This window comes from Pseudomonas sp. SST3, assembly GCF_003325755.1.
Map to the genome: position 1 here is coordinate 18,909 of NZ_QORI02000005.1, position 18,789 is coordinate 37,697.

At 57.1% G+C, this 18,789-nt stretch carries 17 protein-coding genes and 1 pseudogene; 9 read left to right on the forward strand and 9 right to left on the reverse strand.

Annotated elements, in window-relative coordinates; all coding sequences use genetic code 11:
* The first annotated feature begins 18 nt into the window (after positions 1-18).
* On the forward strand, positions 19-672 hold the full coding sequence (locus DQ405_RS06500; RefSeq protein ID WP_015275845.1) for an oxygen-insensitive NAD(P)H-dependent nitroreductase NfsB: 654 nt from the start codon (positions 19-21) through the stop codon (positions 670-672).
* A 233-nt stretch (positions 673-905) separates the two neighbouring features.
* On the opposite strand, the gene acuI is transcribed toward DQ405_RS06500, so the two are convergent.
* Together acuI and acuR are read right to left on the reverse strand one after the other, a co-directional pair.
* The gene (gene acuI, locus DQ405_RS06505; RefSeq protein ID WP_015275846.1) at positions 906-1,889 is read right to left on the reverse strand and encodes an acrylyl-CoA reductase (NADPH); all 984 of its coding nucleotides are present in this window, start codon (positions 1,887-1,889) and stop codon (positions 906-908) included.
* A gap of 45 nt (positions 1,890-1,934) precedes the next feature.
* Entirely contained in the window at positions 1,935-2,567 is a 633-nt protein-coding gene (gene acuR / locus DQ405_RS06510) for an acrylate utilization transcriptional regulator AcuR (RefSeq protein WP_015275847.1), read from the reverse strand.
* Between the two features lie 167 nt (positions 2,568-2,734).
* Here acuR and DQ405_RS06515 point away from each other — a divergent pair.
* From DQ405_RS06515 to DQ405_RS06525, 3 genes and pseudogenes are all read left to right on the forward strand, one after another.
* Positions 2,735-3,885: pseudogene (locus tag DQ405_RS06515) on the forward strand (IS3 family transposase).
* 314 nt (positions 3,886-4,199) lie between these two features.
* On the forward strand, positions 4,200-7,178 hold the full coding sequence (locus tag DQ405_RS06520) for a TrlF family AAA-like ATPase (protein WP_015275848.1): 2,979 nt from the start codon (positions 4,200-4,202) through the stop codon (positions 7,176-7,178).
* A 33-nt stretch (positions 7,179-7,211) separates the two neighbouring features.
* Entirely contained in the window at positions 7,212-8,516 is a 1,305-nt protein-coding gene (locus tag DQ405_RS06525) for a HEPN/Toprim-associated domain-containing protein (RefSeq protein ID WP_015275849.1), read from the forward strand.
* Positions 8,517-8,584: 68 nt separating this feature from the next.
* Here the strand turns inward: DQ405_RS06525 and DQ405_RS06530 are convergent, their stop codons facing one another.
* Genes DQ405_RS06530 through DQ405_RS06540 form a run of 3 tightly spaced genes read right to left on the reverse strand, consistent with a single transcriptional unit; the run spans position 8,585 to position 10,402 of the window.
* A complete protein-coding gene (locus DQ405_RS06530; RefSeq protein ID WP_015275850.1) occupies positions 8,585-9,265 on the reverse strand; it encodes a hypothetical protein in 681 nt (226 codons plus the stop codon).
* A 12-nt stretch (positions 9,266-9,277) separates the two neighbouring features.
* Complete coding sequence (locus DQ405_RS06535; protein WP_015275851.1) at positions 9,278-10,015, reverse strand: HupE/UreJ family protein; 738 nt, start codon at positions 10,013-10,015, stop codon at positions 9,278-9,280.
* A gap of 9 nt (positions 10,016-10,024) precedes the next feature.
* Positions 10,025-10,402 (reverse strand): hypothetical protein, encoded by a 378-nt coding sequence (locus DQ405_RS06540; protein WP_168423444.1) that lies wholly within the window; start codon positions 10,400-10,402, stop codon positions 10,025-10,027.
* Positions 10,403-10,508: 106 nt separating this feature from the next.
* Here DQ405_RS06540 and DQ405_RS06545 point away from each other — a divergent pair, with 106 nt between their 5' ends.
* The 5 genes from DQ405_RS06545 to DQ405_RS06565 all read left to right on the forward strand — a co-directional run bounded on the left by DQ405_RS06545 (position 10,509) and on the right by DQ405_RS06565 (position 13,308).
* Positions 10,509-10,802: a metal-sensing transcriptional repressor gene (locus DQ405_RS06545; protein ID WP_015275852.1), complete on the forward strand. Its 294-nt coding sequence runs from the start codon at positions 10,509-10,511 to the stop codon at positions 10,800-10,802.
* An 8-nt stretch (positions 10,803-10,810) separates the two neighbouring features.
* Positions 10,811-11,932 (forward strand): nickel/cobalt efflux protein RcnA, encoded by a 1,122-nt coding sequence (locus DQ405_RS06550; RefSeq protein ID WP_168423445.1) that lies wholly within the window; start codon positions 10,811-10,813, stop codon positions 11,930-11,932.
* Complete coding sequence (locus DQ405_RS06555) at positions 11,933-12,373, forward strand: YqaA family protein (protein ID WP_015275854.1); 441 nt, start codon at positions 11,933-11,935, stop codon at positions 12,371-12,373.
* Positions 12,373-13,074 carry a TraX family protein gene (locus tag DQ405_RS06560; protein ID WP_015275855.1) on the forward strand — a complete coding sequence of 234 codons (702 nt, stop codon included), beginning with the start codon at positions 12,373-12,375 and terminating at the stop codon, positions 13,072-13,074. The genes DQ405_RS06555 and DQ405_RS06560 overlap by 1 nt, the downstream gene beginning before the upstream one ends.
* Before the next feature lie 99 nt (positions 13,075-13,173).
* Positions 13,174-13,308, forward strand: coding sequence for a YHYH domain-containing protein (locus DQ405_RS06565; RefSeq protein WP_168423446.1), 135 nt, complete (start codon positions 13,174-13,176; stop codon positions 13,306-13,308).
* A 47-nt stretch (positions 13,309-13,355) separates the two neighbouring features.
* Here the strand turns inward: DQ405_RS06565 and DQ405_RS06570 are convergent, their stop codons facing one another.
* The 4 genes from DQ405_RS06570 to DQ405_RS06585 all read right to left on the reverse strand — a co-directional run bounded on the left by DQ405_RS06570 (position 13,356) and on the right by DQ405_RS06585 (position 18,683).
* Complete coding sequence (locus tag DQ405_RS06570) at positions 13,356-13,679, reverse strand: rhodanese-like domain-containing protein (protein ID WP_015275857.1); 324 nt, start codon at positions 13,677-13,679, stop codon at positions 13,356-13,358.
* A 9-nt stretch (positions 13,680-13,688) separates the two neighbouring features.
* Positions 13,689-15,050 (reverse strand): chromate efflux transporter, encoded by a 1,362-nt coding sequence (chrA, locus tag DQ405_RS06575; RefSeq protein ID WP_015275858.1) that lies wholly within the window; start codon positions 15,048-15,050, stop codon positions 13,689-13,691.
* Entirely contained in the window at positions 15,043-15,987 is a 945-nt protein-coding gene (locus DQ405_RS06580) for a chromate resistance protein ChrB domain-containing protein (protein WP_015275859.1), read from the reverse strand. The genes chrA and DQ405_RS06580 overlap by 8 nt, the downstream gene beginning before the upstream one ends.
* 1,430 nt (positions 15,988-17,417) lie before the next feature.
* Positions 17,418-18,683 (reverse strand): site-specific integrase, encoded by a 1,266-nt coding sequence (locus tag DQ405_RS06585; RefSeq protein WP_168423447.1) that lies wholly within the window; start codon positions 18,681-18,683, stop codon positions 17,418-17,420.
* Positions 18,684-18,789: the final 106 nt, after the last annotated feature.

The following is an 18,789-nucleotide window of genomic DNA, read 5'->3' on the forward strand; positions in this document are numbered from 1 at the left end:
TGACAGGAGAAACCACCAATGGAACTCGCCAGCCTCGCCAAACGTCGCTATACCACCAAGGCTTTTGACGCCAGCCGCAAGATTCCGCAGGCGTCCATCGACGCGTTGCTTGAACAACTGCGCCACAGTCCGTCCTCGGTGAACTCGCAACCCTGGCACTTCGTCATTGCATCTACCGACGAAGGCAAGGCGCGAATCGCCAAGGGAACCGAGGGTAGCTTTGCCTACAACGCACCCAAGGTCCTCAAGGCTTCGCATGTGATCGTGTTGTGCAGCCGTAACGACATGACCGAGGAACACCTGCAGGCGCTGCTAGATCAGGAAGCGCGTGATGGCCGTTTCCATAGCGAGGATGCCAGGGTCGGGCAGGACAATGCCCGCCGCGGTTACGTAGCACTGCACCGCTATGACCAGAAGGACCTGCAGCATTGGATGGAAAAGCAGACCTATCTTGCGCTGGGGACCCTGCTGCTGGGTGCTGCCGCGCTTGGTCTGGACGCTACGCCAATGGAAGGCTTCGATTTCAAGAAGCTCGATGAGGAGCTGGGGCTGCGGGCACAGGGCCTTACCAGTCTGGTGCTGGTCGCGCTTGGCTATCGTGACGAAACCGATTTCAATGCCGGTCTACCAAAGTCGCGTCTGCCAGCGGAGCAGGTTTTCACTCATATTTAAGAAACAGGCCCCCCTAAATCGACGAGCAAGCGGGCGCCACTCGGCTTCCTGATGGCAGGGTTTCGCCAGCGGCTTCTTTTGTGAAGCAACGAGCAGCCGCTACGACAGGGCTTGATCGATCCAAGCAACCCTGGATGGTACCGATCAGCCCTATGGAAACGCCGGGGGGAGCGGCGCGCGAAGCGGCGATGATGAGGGGCCGCCTCGCGATGCCCTATAGGCGACGCTTGCGCTCATCGATTCACATCTACCACCACGCGACCGCGAACCTTGCCATTAAGTAACTGTTCGACGACCGGCATGGCCTCGCTCAGGCCAATCTCATGGGTGATCTGATCGAGTAGCGAGAGGTCCAGGTCAGTGCAAAGACGCTCCCAGGCCTCGACACGCTCCTTGTAGGAACGGGTGACGCTGTTGATGCCAAGCAGACTTACACCGCGCAAGATGAAGGGCGCCACCGTTGCTGGGAATTCCATCCCTTGAGCTAGGCCGCAAGCAGCAACGACCCCATCAGCGTGCGTACCGGCGCATACGTTAGCAAGCGTATGGCTACCGACCGAGTCGATTGCCGCGGCCCATCGCTCTTTCGCAAGGGCTCGCCCGGGATTGGACAGCTCGTTGCGATCGATGACGGTAGCTGCGCCTAAGCGCTTGAGATATTCCGTTTCGCCGATTCGGCCTGTCGCGGCGATCACCTGGTAGCCTCGGCGCGCCAGCAGCGCAATGGCGAAGCTGCCAACACCGCCATTGGCCCCCGTTACGAGTACCTCGCCACGCGCCGGCGTCAGGCCATGACGCTCGAGGGCTAACAGACAAAGCATCGCTGTATAGCCTGCAGTTCCTATTGCCATGGCCTGGCGTTCGCTCAAACCCTTCGGCAGCGGGATCAACCAATCCCCCCGCAGCCTGGCTTTCTGGGCCAATCCTCCCCAGTGGCTTTCACCTACGCCCCATCCGTTTAGCAAAACTCGGTCACCAACCTGATAGTGCGGGTGATTGCTGGCTTCAACCGTTCCGGCCAGGTCAATCCCCGGGATCATCGGGAATTGGCGGACGACCGGGCTCTTGCCGCTGATAGCCAAGCCGTCCTTGTAGTTGAGCGTGCTGTAGCTCACGCGGACGGTAACATCGCCAGCCGGGAGCTGCTCGTCATGCAGGTCAGCTAACTGGGCTTGGTATCCGTCTGTATTCTTCTCAATAAGAATCGCCTTGAACATCTTCACCTCCTATTTAGACCGATCGTCTATTAATTCCCAAAAAATTTAACGGCCAATCGCCGCAAAGAATCCTTCGCTGAAGATTTCCAGCGGGCGCACATCGCGGCTCAATTTGCTGCGAAGCACTGCGCCTTCCCAGCCAATCCAAAAAAAAGCGGCTAGAGAATCGCAGTCGCTATCGCTGTCTATCTGTCCTTGGCTCGCGGCTTCACGCAGACAGCAAGCCAGACGTTCCTGCCAATCAATCAGCGTATGCTCCAGAGCCAGACGGAAGCTCTCAGGCAAGGCCATGATCTCCTGTCCAAGGTTGCCCACCAGGCAACCGCGGCGGAATTCGTACTTAGCCATACCCTCCTTGGCATCCTCGACGAAGTTTCGTATGCGCTGGAGCGGTGGGTCCGCCTCGTTGAGCAGCAGGAGATCCAGTTTCCGGGCAAAGCGGCTTGCATAGCGGTCCAGTACCGCCTGTCCAAAGGCTTCTTTACTATTGAAGTAGTGATAGAACGAGCCCTTGGGAACATTGATCCGCTTCAACACGCTGTCGATACCTGTCGCCGCAAAGCCCTGCTCGCTCAACACTTCCATCCCGCACCGAAGCAGCGCGTCGTGGGTGTCTTCACGCTCACGAGGAACCTTTGGGGGACGGCCGCGACGGGCTACTGGTTTTGCACTAGTCATGGCAGCATAATAGACCGATCGTCTCAAATATCAAGACAGCAACAACTGGGTGCTCAAATGTGCAAGGGGCTTCACGGGAGTATTGCGCAGCCGAAACTGTTCGCCTGAATCGCCCCTAGTTTCGTAGACACCTCCAGGCCTCATAATACGGCCCACTAGGAGGTGCCATGAGCAACCCGCGTTATCCCGAAGAATTCAAGATTGAAGCGGTCAAGCACATCACTGAACGCGGCTTGCGCGTTGCCGATGTAGCAGAGCGTCTAGGCGTGTCCGCGCACAGCCTGTACGCCTGGGTAAAGCGCTACAGCAAACCCCAAGTACAGCGGCAGCAGGTAGATGATCAGCAGGCTGAGCTGCGTCGCTTGCGCGCGGAACTCAAGCGGGTGACCGAAGAGCGAGACATTCTAAAAAAGGCCGCCGCGTACTTTGCCAAGGAGTCAGGCTGAAGTACGCCTTCATCAGCAAACTGTCGGTGGAGTACCCGGTGCGGCGTCTCTGCCAGACCCTCAAGGTGCATCCCAGCGGTTACTACGCCTGGCTGGTCGAGCCGAAATCGGTACGCGCCAAGGAAGATCAACGCCTGCTCGGATTGATCAAGCATGCCTGGTTGGAAAGCGGCGGGGTCTACGGCTACCGCAAGATCCACGACGACCTGCGTGAGCTGGGCGAGCCCTGTGGCCGGCACCGTGTGGCTCGCCTGATGAGGAGAGAGGGGCTGCGCTCGCAGACCGGTTATCGCCGGCGCCCCGGGTACTACGGTGGCAAGCCGCCAGTGGCCTCGCCCAACCGTCTAGAGCGGCAGTTCAATGTCAGTGAACCGAACAAGGTCTGGGTCACCGACATCACTTACATCCGCACGTATGAGGGCTGGTTGTACTTGGCAGTGGTTCTGGATCTGTTTTCTCGCCAAGTGATCGGCTGGTCGATGAAGCCTCGGATGTGCAGCGACCTGGCCATTGATGCGTTGCTGATGGCTGTGTGGCGGCGCAAGCCCAAGCAGGAAGTGATGATCCATTCCGACCAGGGCAGCCAGTTCAGCAGCTCGGACTGGCAGAGTTTCCTCAAGGCCAACAACCTGATCAGCAGCATGAGTCGACGCGGTAACTGTCACGACAACGCGGTCGCGGAAAGCTTTTTCTAGTTGCTGAAGCGGGAACGCATCCGACGGAAAACCTACGGAACCCGCGAAGAAGCCCGCAGTGATGTGTTCGATTACATCGAGATGTTCTATAACCCCAAGCGCCGGCACAGCAGCGCTATGCAGCTATCGCCAGTGGAGTTTGAAAAGCGCTATTTCCAGAGCTTGGAGAGTGTCTAGGAAAGCTGGGGCGATTCACTTTGGCAAGGTTTCCGGTCCTCAAAGCCAGCAACGGATCGCGGGAATTATCTGCAATTATCTCGACATAGATAATTGGTCGATTGTTAACCAGTCGCCCTATCCCGGCGGTCACAGCAGCCTCAACCATCAAACGCCTCCTTGTCATGGACAGCACTCGGAGAAAGCGGCACATTGCCATACTGTCAAAGCACTCAATTCGGAAGCTCCGATCGTGCTGACTATGCTGCATCAGGTTCAAACGGGTAGCGCCTTGCGCACTCAAGGTATGGAAACTTTGGTCGTGAGGACTTCAAATGATTAGTCGGGGTTCAGAGTGGCATCGGTGGGAACCACATATTCATGCTCCTGGCACCGTGCTCAACAATCAGTTTGGATCTGCAAATCCGTGGGGAGAGTATCTCTCGAGCCTCGAGAAACTAACGCCACAGATCGAAGCCATTGCCGTAACTGACTACTACGTTACGGACACCTACGAAGAGTTTCTCAGGCACAAAGCCGCAGGCCGATTGCCAGGCGTGAAGCTAATTTTCCCCAACATCGAGCTGCGCCTCGATGTAGCTGCAAAGTCGGGGTTCGTGAACATCCACCTCTTGGTAAGCCCGGAAGACCCGGAGCATTTGTCTGAGGTCAAACGCCTCCTCAAGCGGCTTCAGTTTCCAGCATTCAATGACAACTTTGACTGCACACGCGAAGAGCTGATCAAGCTCGGCAAGCGTGCTGACCAGTCAATCATTGATGATGAGGCGGCTCTACGGCACGGCGCAACGCAGTTCAAAGTCAATTTCAACCTGCTGCGAAAGGTCTTTCACGAGAGTGAATGGGCAAAGAAAAATATCCTGATCGCGGTAGCCGGTGGGTCTGGTGATGGTACGTCCGGATTGCGCCAGGCTGCCGATGCAACGGTTCGCCAGGAAATCGAGAAGTTCGCCCACATCATTTTCTCGAGCAGTCTGTCTCAGCGAGAGTTCTGGCTTGGCCTGCGGCCTGGTATGACTGCAGCTGACTTGCGCAGTCGATATGACGGTTGTAAGCCTTGTTTGCATGGGAGTGACTCCCATAACCAACAATCCGTGGGGCAGCCTGTCGACAATCGTTTTTCGTGGATCAAAGGAGGGCTGGAGTTCGACTCGCTTCGCCAGGCCTGCATTGATCCCGAAGGTCGGGCCTATGTTGGAGAAGTGCCACCCCGTACGGCAATGCCTTCCCAAGTCATCTCTCACGTCAGGATCGATGATGCGGACTGGCTAACAACGCCGGACATACCTCTGAACCCAGGCTTAGTAGCAATCATTGGCGCGCGTGGCTCAGGTAAGACCGCCTTGGCAGACATAATCGCCGCAGGTTGTGAGGCGATTTCGCCATTCGGATGGAGTGCTGATGAAGCTATCAGCCCATCATTCCTTGCCCGTGCACGCCAGCTGCTTGGCGATGCTTCAACGACGCTATCCTGGGGCGGTGGAGCAGAGATTACGCGCTCCCTCGATGGCAGGGATGCGAATGGGCATTTGTCATTTCCTCGGGCGCGCTATTTGTCTCAGCAGTTCGTCGAGGAGCTTTGCTCGGCTAAAGGTGTTTCTGATGGTCTTGTAGAGGAGATCGAGCGAGTCATTTTTGATTCGCACTCGCCGGATGATCGCGACGGTGCCATTGATTTCGCAGAGCTTCGAGATCAGCTCACTGCACGATTCCAACAGGCTCGTGAGCGCGAAGCCGGCGCGCTAGAAGACATCTCAAGTCGAATTGCTACCGAGCTTGAAAAGGAAGGCCTCGTAGCCGCGCTGACTACCCAAGTCGCTCAGAAGAAGAAGCTGATCGCAGATTACAACGCTGACCTGGCAAAGCTGGTCGTCAAAGGCACTGAGGCCCACGTTAATCGCCACACCGAACTCAGCCAGGTGGCTCAAAGCCTTCGCTCCAAGATTCAATCCTTCGGCAACCAGCGTCGGACCTATGAAGCGCTGCAGGATGAAGTTCGAAGCATGCGCGCGACGCGTGCACCAGAAATGCTTCGCCAAGCTCGTGAGCGTCATTCGAACAGCGGACTAAGCGACCAGCAGTGGGACGATTTTTTGCTGGTGTATAAGGGCGACGTCGATGAGGGCCTCGCGTCATACATCAAGTGGGCCGACGGAGAAGTCCGTAAATTAAATGGCATCGCACCACCGCTTGGCGATCCGAATGTCCCTCTTATCGATGGGGCTACCGATCTCTCTAAGCTACCACTAGCGCCCATCGCAGCTGAGATGACACGCCTTGAGGCACTGTTCAGTGCTGACAAGATCGTGCGGGATCAGTACACGACGCTAGCAGCACGGATCGCGCAGGAAAACACTGCACTTCAGGTACTCGAGTCACGTCTCGCTGATGCAGTTGGAGCCGAGGCCCGTCGCAAGGCCTTGCAAGCCGAGCGTAATGACACGTACGGACGCGTTTTCGACGCCATTATTAACGAGCAGAACGCGTTGGCCAGCTTGTATGAACCATTAATGGCCCGGCTCGCAGCATCTTCCGGCACCCTCAAAAAACTCAGCTTCTCGGTTCGCCGCATAGCCGATGTTGAAAGCTGGGGAACAATCGCCGAGGAGGAACTGCTTGATCGGCGGAAGGCTGGTCCATTTTATGGCCGCGGCTCACTAATCAAAGCAGCCATCCAAGAACTAAAGGCAGCGTGGGAAACCGGCTCGGCACCGGAAGTGCAGGAAGCGATGACCTCCTTCATGGAAAAGTACAGCAAGGATCTGCTAACACATGCGCCTTATGTACAGTCCCAGCAAACTGAGTTTCGTGCCTGGTCGAAGCAGTTTGCACATTGGCTTTTTGGAACCGATCACCTGACCGTTCGCTATGAAATTTCCTACGACGGCGTCGATATTCGAAAGCTCTCTCCTGGAACGCGGGGCATCGTCCTTTTGCTCCTGTATCTAGCACTAGATGATGCGGACGATCGTCCCCTGATCATCGACCAGCCTGAAGAAAACTTAGACCCCAAGTCGGTGTTCGATGAGTTGGTGTCGCTTTTCATTGCAGCGAAGGCAAAGCGTCAGGTGATCATGGTCACCCACAACGCAAACTTGGTCATTAATACTGATGCCGATCAAATCATTGTGGCCGCGTCAGGCCCCAATGTAGATGGTGGCCTGCCTCCGATCACCTACATATCAGGTGGGCTAGAAAACGAGGAGATTCGGCAATCTGTTTGCGAAATCCTCGAAGGAGGCACGACAGCTTTCCAGGAGCGAGCAAGAAGGCTAAGGGTTCGACTCGACAGATAAAGTCAGCCGAGAGCAGCATCATTAGGAGTTCCGATGAGCACACCCATCACGTTAACCGTGGGCGACATCGAGCTCACCTACAACACGACCTATATGGGCATTGACCATGGGATGCTCTTCCAAGAGTTAGATCGTAAGTGTCGACGCCATAAATACATCAATTATGAGTACTACGAGCAACACCCTGACGAGGACGTCTCCCAGAGTGAAATGTGCTTTTGTCGTCCGCTTAGGTCGCTCATTCCAAGACTCGAACTGCTTGGTTATACGCTCCCAGCGGTAAAGGCCGAATATGATCGCCTCGCAATGCAGGATCACGAGCAGCGACTGGATACGGAAGCCCCTGAGCGAACTGACACATCTGGGCTGCTGGATTTCGATCAGTTCGTAGCCTTCATACGAACCTATGCCGTGAGCAAACTTAGCGACGAGTACAACGCTGACTACGACGAGGAGCACAGGGCAAAACGCGGTTTTTTCTCGCACGAGGCCGCCATAGAGCAACTGCCGGCAGGCGCTCTGTATCGAGAGACTGGCGGGTACTCCGAGCGAAGTCATTTTGGCAACCTGCTAGGGTTTCTCAGCCCCTATTCAACGCTGAGAGTTCTTGCCGAAAATCCAGAAAATTTAGACCTTGAGGTCGTCTGGGACTACGGTAAATTCGTTAGCGCAGGCTGGGCGCAGAACAGTGATTTTGTTGCCGGCGCACGTCGCACCCAAACGTACTTAATTGCAACGGAAGGATCATCTGACACCCACATCCTGAAGCGAGCAATCGCGCTCCTTCTCCCTGAGGTTCAGGACTTCTTCAAGTTCATGGAAGTGGCAGATCGGCACCCTTTCTCTGGCACGGGCAACCTGGCCAAATTCGCGGAAGGGCTCGTCAAAATCGACGTCCACAATCGAGTCGTTTTTCTCTTTGACAACGACGCAGAAGGTCACGATGCGTTCCGCAGCCTGCAGCGCTTCAACTTCCCCGTGAACATGTGCGCGATGGTCCTTCCTGACCTAGAGGAGCTGCGCAGTTTTCCCGCACGAGGCCCTGATGGGGTATCCAACGCTGATCTCAATGGTCGAGCTGCGGCGATCGAATGCTATTTGGATCTGCGACTGAAAGACCGCAATCCACCGCAAGTGACTTGGACGAACTACAAAGAGAAATTGGATGTCTATCAAGGCTCACTTGACTTCAAGGAAAGCTATGCCGATGCGTTCTACAAAGCGAGTGCAGAGGCTATCGCCGCCAATGAGTACGACGTGAGCAAGCTACGAATCGTGCTAGGTGCTCTTTTACGACAGTGCAGTCAGATGGCTGAACAAATGCACTCTGTGGAATAGCACGCAGAGCTCTAGCCGTATGGCCTGCAGGCATTGATGGCAGCCCCATTCAGGGCTGCCTGGTGAAGTCAGATTACGCGCTTGATGCTGATGTAATCGCCCTGAGTGCGCAGGGTAACTGTCACCGGTTTGCTAGTTCGATTGCGCCAGAACCAACCGTGCTTGCCATCGAATGCAGCCTCCAGAACACCCGAGTCTTCCGCGGTTGAACGTCCTTTCCCATAGCCGTGGTAGAAGTCGCGCGGCGCGTTGTAAGGATCGCCGTGGGTGTCGTAGTTAACGACGCCGCCATTGGCAGTCCAGAGGTAGTTCACCTTGGCTCCCTGCTTCATTTCCAGCTTCACTTCGGCGCCCTGGTTCGGGCTCAAGGTGATGCTCATTTCATGCTGCAGACCAGCTGCCTGCTCAGGCGCAGTCGGTTGCTCTGGAGCGGGAATGACCTCGACAGGAGCTGATGGGGAAGTTGCCGGGGCGGTAGGTGCTACGGCGATAGCTTCAGCTGGCGGCGGAGTTGGAGTCTGAGCTGCGACCTCATCGGCGCGGGCCTCGTCAGCCAGCTGGATCTTCACCTCACCCATCTGGGTGAGTCCAAGTGCTCGGCCCACGCCAGTGGGGTCGATCGCATATTCCGAAGGCATTACCACAGTAACCAGAAGCACGCAGGCAATGATTGCCGCGATGATCGTGGAGCGCAGTAGCTGTGCTGTCGAGGGGAGTTCGTTAAGGGTCGGAAGCTTGGTATTGAACATAGAAAGAATTCCTTACTGAGAGACGATCAGGCCGGTGATCTGGTAGCCCATGAGCAAGAAGCCGGCGCTCATCATGGCGACGTTGGCGGTATAGGCGTGGCGCCAGAAGCTGGCGGTACGTCGCCAGTAGCCCATCAGAATTAGAATGCCGCCGAGAGCCAGTAGCTGGCCGATCTCGACACCTACGTTGAAGGCAATCAGGTTGGCGATCAGGCCGTCAGAAGAGATCTCGAACTCCTGGATCTTGGTAGCCAGACCGAAGCCATGAAGCAGGCCGAAGATCAGCGTTGCTGCGCGGGTGTCGGGTTGATAGCCAAACCAGCGCTGGAAGGCGCCGAGGTTATCCAGGGCCTTGTAGACGACCGAAAAGCCGATGATGGCGTCGATCACATAAGAGCTGATGCTGATGTTGCTCAGCACCCCAAAGAGCAGGGTGATGGAGTGACCAAGCGCGAACAGCGTGACGTACAGCCCTACGTCCTTCAGGCGGTAGAGGAAGAAGATCACACCGAACAGGAACAGCAGGTGGTCGTAGCCGGTGATCATGTGTTTGGCGCCCATATAGATGAAGGGCATCAACATCACGCCGGTACTTTCCTGGATGAAGCCCTTGTCTCCTTCGGGCACACCGTGGGCCAGCGCCTCAGGCATGACTGCCATCAGTAGAGCGATGGCAAGCAGGGGCAGAAAAAGCGGTCGACGCAGGCGTGCGATCAGCGCCGTTGCCCCGCTCAGGGGAAGCGAATTCATAACGATTTCCTAGGTTGTAGTGGTCTGGGCCGCAAGGCGGCCGGTTTCAGAACACAACCTAGAGCGTGGTGGCCGTTCGATCAGGTAGATCGGCACTTCAGGGACAGTTGCCCGCAACGCGTTGGGAGGGGTTTCCCGCTCGGGGCGTGACAGCAGTGTCAGCGCCGACCCGAGATAAGGGATCTCATGGCTATGGTCAGCCGCATCTTTGTGGCTCGGGAACGCCGGCGCGTCCACATCATGGGAATGACCATGGGGCACAGCGCCAGAGTAATCACCCGGTATCAGCGGAGTCTTGATGGCGGCCAGCGAATGCCCTACCCAGGCCAATAGCAAGGCCAGTATCAATGCGATAACGGGTTTCTTCGAGGCGCTACGACTAGCCATTTTTCTATGTCTTGCATCTCGCGATGAGCGAATAGGGTCGTTTGACCGTATCCCCCCCAGGGGGATAGGATGCGAGCGTAAATCATCGAGACATAGGACTCAAGGCATGAGCGATCACGAGCACAGCCATGGCCATCGGCACCAGAGCCACAGCGATGTCGTGAAGCGCCTGAAACGCGCTGAGGGTCATCTGCGCAGCATCATCACCATGATCGAGGATGGTCGTGAGTGCGTTGATATCGCGCAGCAGCTGCATGCCGTTGAGAAGGCCGTGTGCCAGGCCAAGCGCACCCTGATTCAAGATCACATCGATCACTGTCTGGAGCACACGATGGACGCTCTCGCCACTGGCGAGCGCACCTCCCTTGAAGACTTCAAGCAGATCACGAAGTACCTGTAGGTCTCCCTATGTCGAGCTTTGCCGAATTACTGCAGCAGGGTGCGTCCCACGCTTGGCTGTACTTCCCCAGCGCTATCCTCCTGGGGGCATTGCATGGCCTGGAGCCGGGCCACTCGAAGACCATGATGGCGGCCTTCATCGTCGCCATCCGGGGCACCGTAAAGCAGGCAATCCTGCTGGGTTTGGCAGCGACAATCTCGCACACAGCAGTGGTCTGGCTGGTGGCCATGGGTGGCATGTATCTGGGCCAGAACCTGAATGCCGAAACGACAGAGCCGTACTTCCAGCTCGCTTCTGCCGCGATCATCATCACCATCGCGTTGTGGATGCTCTGGCGCACCTGGCGTGGGGAGCAGATGTGGCGTTTCGAAGAAGGTGATCACGCGCATGATCACCATCACGATGAGACCCGCCGAATCGATACCGGACACGGGCGCATCGAGCTTTCGATCTTTGAAGAAGGTGTTCCCCCGCGCTGGCGCTTGCGCACCCTGAGTGGCCATTCCTGGCCGGCAGAGGACGTGAGCCTGTCGACGACACGCCCAGACGGAACAGCTCAGCTATTCCGCTTTGTGCAGTGCGGCGAATACCTGGAGTCGGAGTCAGAGATCCCCGAACCCCATCAGTTCACCACGCGCCTGAGCCTTGGTCACGTGGGCCATTCGCACGATTACGACCTCGATTTCCATGAGCACGACCACGGCCACGACCATTCCGATCTGCAGGGCCTGGAGCTGTCGGTGGAGGGGTATCAGGATGCTCATGAGCGAGCCCACGCCAACGACATCCGCAACCGCTTCAATAACCGCAACGTCACCACTGGGCAGATCATCCTATTCGGCCTGACCGGGGGACTGATCCCTTGTCCCGCCGCAATCACGGTGTTGTTGCTGTGCCTGCAGGTGAAGGAAGTCGCACTCGGGGCTGTTCTGGTGCTGTGCTTTAGTGTCGGTCTGGCGCTGACGCTGGTGTCCGTCGGCGCAGCTGCCGCAGTAGGCGCTCGCCAGGCCTCTAATCGTTGGCCATGGCTGGGGGCAGTCGCGCGTCGCGCGCCCTACCTCTCGAGCGTGCTCATCATTGGTGTCGGTATCTATGTCGGCGTTCATGGCTGGATCGGTCTGACCGCCTAAATGTGGGAGCTATCAGGCTACCTGGGCCTATTCCTCGCGGCCTTCAGTGCCGCGACTTTGATCCCTGCACAGTCCGAGGCAGTGCTCACCGGCCTGCTGATAAGTGGCAACTACTCGGTGGTCATGCTGTTGGTGGTGGCTACAGCAGGAAACGTTCTGGGTTCCGCGCTCAACTGGCTGCTCGGTCTCTACATTGAGCGTTACCGGCACAAGCGCTGGTTTCCAGTCAGTGACGACAAGCTGGCCCGCGCGCAGCGGGCCTACCACCGCTACGGTCGTTGGTCACTGCTGCTGAGCTGGGTGCCGATCATTGGCGACCCGCTGACCCTGATTGCCGGCGTCATGCGCGAACCCTTTTGGAGCTTCTTATTGATCGTGCTGCTGGCCAAGGCTGCTCGATACTTGGTGCTCACCGTGGTGACCCTCGGGATCATGGGGTAATGCGCTCGACCAGCCTGGATCTCGTCAAATGGCTCGCCATGCTGACGATGGTCATAGACCACCTGCGCTATCTCTGGCCTGAAGAGACAGCCTGGCTGTTCGTGGTTGGACGCTTCGCCTTCCCACTGTTCTGCGTGGGTATTGCCGCCAACGTGTCACGTTCACGCCCAGGAGATCTGTACAGCGATAACAACTTTCGTTATCTGAGCTGGCTACTGGCTTTTAGCCTCATATCCGAGCTGCCGTATCGGGCGTTGTCCGAGATGAGCAATACGCTGAATGTCATGCCGACACTGATGTTGGGGCTCATAGTTGCTTGGAGTGTCCATCACAGCGATCGTGCAGGCTTGATGCTGGGGCTATTCACGTTGACCGTTGCGACAGTGCTTCATGATCGGCTGATGTACGGCGCGTTTGGAGTCCTGCTGCCGGCCACCATGGTGTTGGCAGTGCAGCGCCCCGGGGTCACCTGGCTCATACCCGCAGTCATCAGCGTGTTGGCCAATAGCCGTGACGGTTGGATCGGAGCTGGTCCCTTTGGCACCTGGTGGGCCATGGCCACGACCTTTGCGGCTCCGCTGGTTGGCCTGTGGCTATTGCGCCAGAAAATCACCCAACACATATGGCCAGTGGGGCGCTGGGGTTACTACTTCTACCCCGGCCATCTAGCGGTGCTGGCGTTGTTTCGTGCGGCTCTCTGACCGGTCGATCAAAATCCCCTTGCTCAATGCAGGTCTTTTGCCATAATCCGGAGTGTGACCTAGATCACATATAAGAGCCAATCGAAACGGAGTTTGAACATGAAGAAGCTTTCTGCCGCCCTGATCGCCACCGTGATTGCCCTGTTCTCTGCTGTCGCAGTTGCCCATAGCGGAGGCACCGACTCGAAGGGCTGCCATACCAACCACTCCACGGGCGAGTACCACTGCCATTGATTTAGGCAGTGCTGGCCGCCTCTCGTGAGGCGGCCAGAACCAGATGGCTAGACCAAATCGCACACCGGCTGCTTGGCTTCACGCCAACCTGCAAAGCCGTCGACGAGATACCGCGCATCCAGTCCCATTGCCCAGAGAGTAGCGGCACACCCCTGGCTGATCTCATGCCCATGAGCGCAGTAAAGAATCACGGGGCGATCCCGTGGCACTTGATCCTTCCAAGAGAAAAGCTGTTCGGGGTCATACCATTTCGCCTCAGCGATCTGTGCTCCGTCAGCGTTGCGTGCGATAGCTCGGCGCACATCGAGTAACTCAAAGCAGCGACCTGAAGCCTGCCACTCAGCGAGCTCGCGAATCGATATGCGCTCCATAACCTCTCCCTAACGCAACAGGTGGATAGCCAAACCCACAAGAGCACATCCCACCAACACCTGGATGACTCCACGCTTGAAGCGGAAAAGTGCGACTGCGGCACCGACAGCGATCAACGCCGAGAGCCAATCGAAGCTGCCAGCAAAACCCTCAGGCCACAGCACGTGATAGCCGAAGAACAGCGCCAGGTTGAGGATGACGCCAACCACCGCAGCAGTAATGCCGGTCAGCGGCGCGGTGAACTTCAGTTCGTTGTGGGTGGATTCCACCAGCGGCCCGCCGGCGAGGATGAACAGGAACGAGGGCAGGAAGGTAAACCACGTGACGAGGCTGGCTGCTACAGCGCCGGCAAGGAATGCCTGTTCTGGCCCGAAGACCTGATGCACATAGGCACCAACGAAGCCCACGAAGGCCACCACCATGATCAGCGGCCCTGGGGTGGTCTCGCCCAGCGCCAGGCCATCGATCATCTGGGTGGGGGTCAGCCAGCCGTAATGGCCTACCGCGCCCTGATAGACATACGGCAATACCGCATAGGCGCCGCCGAAGGTGAGTAGAGCAGCCTTGGTGAAGAACCAGCCCATTTGAGTCAGGGTGCCCTCCCAACCATATAGGGCGGTCAGTAGCCCCATCGGCAAGGCCCACAGCACAGCTCCTACGGCGACCAACAGAGCCAAGCGCGACCAGCGGAAGCGCGCATGCGCCGGCGGTGGCGTGTCATCGTCGATCAATGCCGGCCCATAGGACTGTTTGGATGCCCCATGCCCACCACCGACGCTGAACTTGTCCGGGGCATAGCGTCCGCCCAGGTAGCCAATCATGGCCGCCCCTAGAACGATCAGCGGGAACGGGATATTGAGGGCGAAGATCGCCACGAAGGAGGCAGCAGCGATCGCCCACAACCAGTTGTTTTTCAGCGCGCGTGAACCGATACGGTGGGCAGCCTGAACAACGATGGCGGTGACGGCGGGTTTGATGCCGTAAAACAATCCCGCCACCACCGGCACTTCGCCGAAAGCGATGTAGACCCAGGACAGGGCGATCAGGATGAACAGTGAGGGCAGCACAAACAGTACGCCGGCGATCACCCCACCCCAAGTGCGATGCATGAGCCAGCCGATATAGGTGGCCAGTTGCTGAGCCTCCGGGCCTGGCAGGAGCATGCAGTAGTTCAACGCATGCAGGAAACGGCGCTCCGAGATCCAGCGCCGCCGCTCCACCAGCTCCTGGTGCATGATCGAGATCTGCCCGGCTGGGCCACCGAAGCTGATGAAACCGAGTTTCAGCCAGAACAGAAATGCCTCGAGTAGGCCAATTTTTTCTACCCTGTCCTGGTCTTGCTCTGTCGCTTGCATGGCTGTCTCACTCATCACTCTGTCCTTCCTTGCCGAATGCAGCCAGCAGCCCATCGAAGATGGCGCAGGCCGCAGCCAATAACTGATCGTCGTTTTCGATGCTGGCTCGCAGTCCGGCCAGTACGCGCTCTACACCCGTTGCTTCTGTGGGTTGCGCGCCCCCCACGTCCAGGTAGTGAACTAGAGCCCCTACGCGCTGAAGCCCTGGAGCCTCCAGCCCGAAGCTGGCCTGCAGGGTTTCGAAGGTGACCTTGTTGCCGACATGGCTGAACTGGGCACCATCGAAATCGAACCCAAGTGCTTCCGCAGGGCACGCATCAAGAGAGGGAAGCCAGAGGATGCTGGCACCTGGATCGATGAAGCGGCGGATCAGCCAGGCGCTGGCCAGGCGGTCCACCCAGGGGCGCTGGCGAGTCGCCCAGGTTCGCCCTTGGTAGTCCCGCGGGTCGAGTTGCTCGATGATTTGCTCGTGGCTGGTGGGCTCATCCTTGGAAAGCGCGCGGTTGATGGCCACTTCGAGGTCACGCAGCAGCGCGTCTGCCTGTTGCAGAGCTGCGCCCGGAAAGAAGTCGATGGCTTGGATCTGCGCGAACGACTTGCGCAGCTTGCGGGCCTGGCGAGCAGTCGCCAGTGCGTTCTCGGGCGTCAGCTGGGCCAGTTGGGGCTCAACCTCCGAGCGCAACCTGGTGTAGTCGTCGCCACGGTCAAAGAGAGGTATGAAGCGCTCACCCTGGGGATCAGTGACCGGCAGGAGCGACGCCGAGCCACCACTATCCAGCACGTCACGCTCGACGGACTCCAGTACCTCACGACTAGCCGAGCCATCCGGCAATAGGTACACGCCGTCGCGAAGAACGGCAGCTCCTGCACTCTTCAGCGTCCGCCAAGCCCGCATTCGCTCGGCGGCATTTGCCGTAGGCAGTGCCATCACGAGACATAGCCAATTAATCAATGTAGCGATCTCACCAAATATGTTCGATCTCTACATTACTCTGCGGCTGCTCTATTTGGAACTGCGATATGGGCTCTGCAGCGTCAGTGACTGCTTATCTCCGGGCACCGGCAAAGCGAACTGTCGGTGTGGTGCGAATGACTGTCGGAGGGATGCGAATAGGTGTCGGTGGCGTGCGAATGGCTGCCGGAGGGATGCGAATCGGTGTCGGGGCGTGCGAATGGCTGTCGGAGGATGCGAATAGGTGTCGATGTGTGCGAAAGGCTGTCGATTTTGAAAAACGCGTTGTGTCGGTTTTGCGTGCGAATCAGTGTTGGTTAGGCATGCGAATTAGTGTCGGAACCAATGCGAATACTCACATGGGAAACTGCTTTGTGTGTCTCAGTCTACCGTTTGGGCACGGAGGGAGAAAACTAAGGACCGACCTATTTCGCGAGTGATCCAGTCATCGAGAGGCTGGCAGGGATAGCGCTGCGGAGTGTTTGTCAGCCAGAGATGTGCGTACTTTCCTGACATATGAAGTGGTGGGTTCGCAGAATGGGAGGTGACCAAGCGGCGGCCGTTGCATAGAAACGTCGCGCATCCCGTAGAGGAAGCGGACGTGAGCAGGCTTCTTCCGCTTTAGCAGAGGTAGCCATGCATAGCATCGAAATTCGAGCTAGCCATTTACCTGCGGCAAATGAAGAAAGCTGCCTTTTTTGACAACAATGGCAGCCGCTTCGCGAAGGCAGTTGATCATTTTGGTCTTATTGCTCGGTCTCGCTCCACATTCGTTTCGCTTACCTGCAAACGCCCAAAATGCTCAACTGCCCCATACTTGAAGATTTCAAGTATGGGGCGCGGGGGCATACTTGAAGGAACGCTTCGCTGCTTCAAGTATGCCCCCGCAATTTTGTTGTCAAATCATAGCCGCCAGGCGTTGCCTGGCCGAAATGGCGATTGTGCACAGACGTGAGCTGCGCCATTCGCGGGCGCTGCCGCCCCGGCCTCAATCATAAGCCCGATCACCGCGGCACACTTGTCTTACGACCGCCATGTCACATGACTCGAGTGCTGCAGTCTCGCCGTGTCACTCGTAGGGCTTGCGGCAGTTAGTGAGTGTCGATGCGCCGGGTGACCGTGCCGTGTGTCTGTCACAGTGGCGTTATGAAGCGGTGTCCGGTCTGATGCCAAAGCGCCCACGCTTCAAGTGAAATTTGTGTGGCAGCAGCCGACTGTCACGGAATTCGCGTCGCAGCGGATGCAAGTTCTTCGATGGTGGACTGTGCTCAGCGATAGGGCGTGCCAACCGTCGCCGCAAGCGATGCCCGGAGTTGCGTGAAAATTCGGTTTCTTTCCTGTTGTGTTGAGAACTAAAAAGGCCGCAGATTAGCTGCGGCCTTTTATTCATCCTGTCTCATAACCATCTCCAAGCGATGATCGTTCCCACTCTATGCGTTAGTGAAGCTGCAGCTTGCTTTCCTACCGCGCTTTCCGCGTCCCGCCTGGCTATGGAGCAGCATTTTAAAATGTTCCCAGCGAATCTCGTCGGTCTGGATGTTGTAAGTCAGGCCGCGCTCCATCTGCTCCAGCAGTATCAAACTCAGCGGCTTTTCCAAGTAGTGGTCTGCTGTGACCTCCGGAGCGCTGCCCTCATGGCCAAGCAGATAGGCGATCGTGGACGGAGATATGCCTGACCGTTCCAGCCGGACGGCAAACGAACGACGGAGACTTTTAAAATTGAGCCCGCCATTAACGGCCGGCGGACAATGCTGACCGATGTATCCCGTTCCCGTACACGGCCCGCAGAAAAAACGACTCGGATCGCGGGAGTATAAGTGCTTCGGGTCAAAGCTCAGCTCGCCGAAAAGCAATGCATCGTTGCCATCGGCCTGACGTCGTTCCTCTACGAAATTTATAAAACCCATCTCCACAAGCTTCGTGCAGATCGGAATCTGCCGTGCCGATGAGCCCGTTTTTAGCGACTTGTTGTAGCCGTTATCGTTAATGTCGATGAGCTCTACGCCGTGGACATCCCGGATCACATCATGCACACGAAGCTGGCAGAGTTCATTGAGCCGCGCGCCGGTGTAGAGTCCGAGAGGAAGCAACCAGAACCGATACGGCTTGGCGTCTTGGTAGACCTTGGGCAGTGTGCCCGCGAGGTACTTTTGGTAAGGCCAGCCGGAGAGCATCTGAATCAGGTTGCTATCTAGAAATGGCTTGGTGACCTCGGCCTGTTTTGTACTGCAAGTAGCAACCTTGATCGCATCAGTAATCAGCTTGCTCTCCAGCGCCTCGTCTAGCATGCGATTGAACAGCTGGTAATAGGTCGTGAGGTTTGCGCCTTTACTTCCCGAAGCCGAGTTCTGCTTCAGTAACAATGGCAACTGATCCTTTAGACGCTGCACATCAGCTCGATCAAGCTCAGCGACTCGGCGTGTAGGGTTATCTCGGGTCAGGATGACTTTCAGCTTTTCCATTCGAGCCCGTAGCATATGCTCGGACTTTCCTGCGTAAGTGTTTTCTCGCAGGAAGCGGGACAGCGTAGTGTCCATGAACTCGGTAAGTAACGGTGAAGAGTGGAAGCGGTTGATCGCGTCCGTTACCGCGGAGATGTTCGCCAAGGCGATTCGCAAGTGCTCTTCATGGCCAGGCTCTACAATCAGACTCAGGCCCTTATAAAAAGGAATGGAGATAGGGGACGTTACATTCATATATACCTCACGGTGGGTGAGGCTTGAGATTATTACTGTATAAATGAACAGTCAAGATAATCTATTGTAAAGGCACCTTCGATAGCTTTTATTGACACTTTGTCAA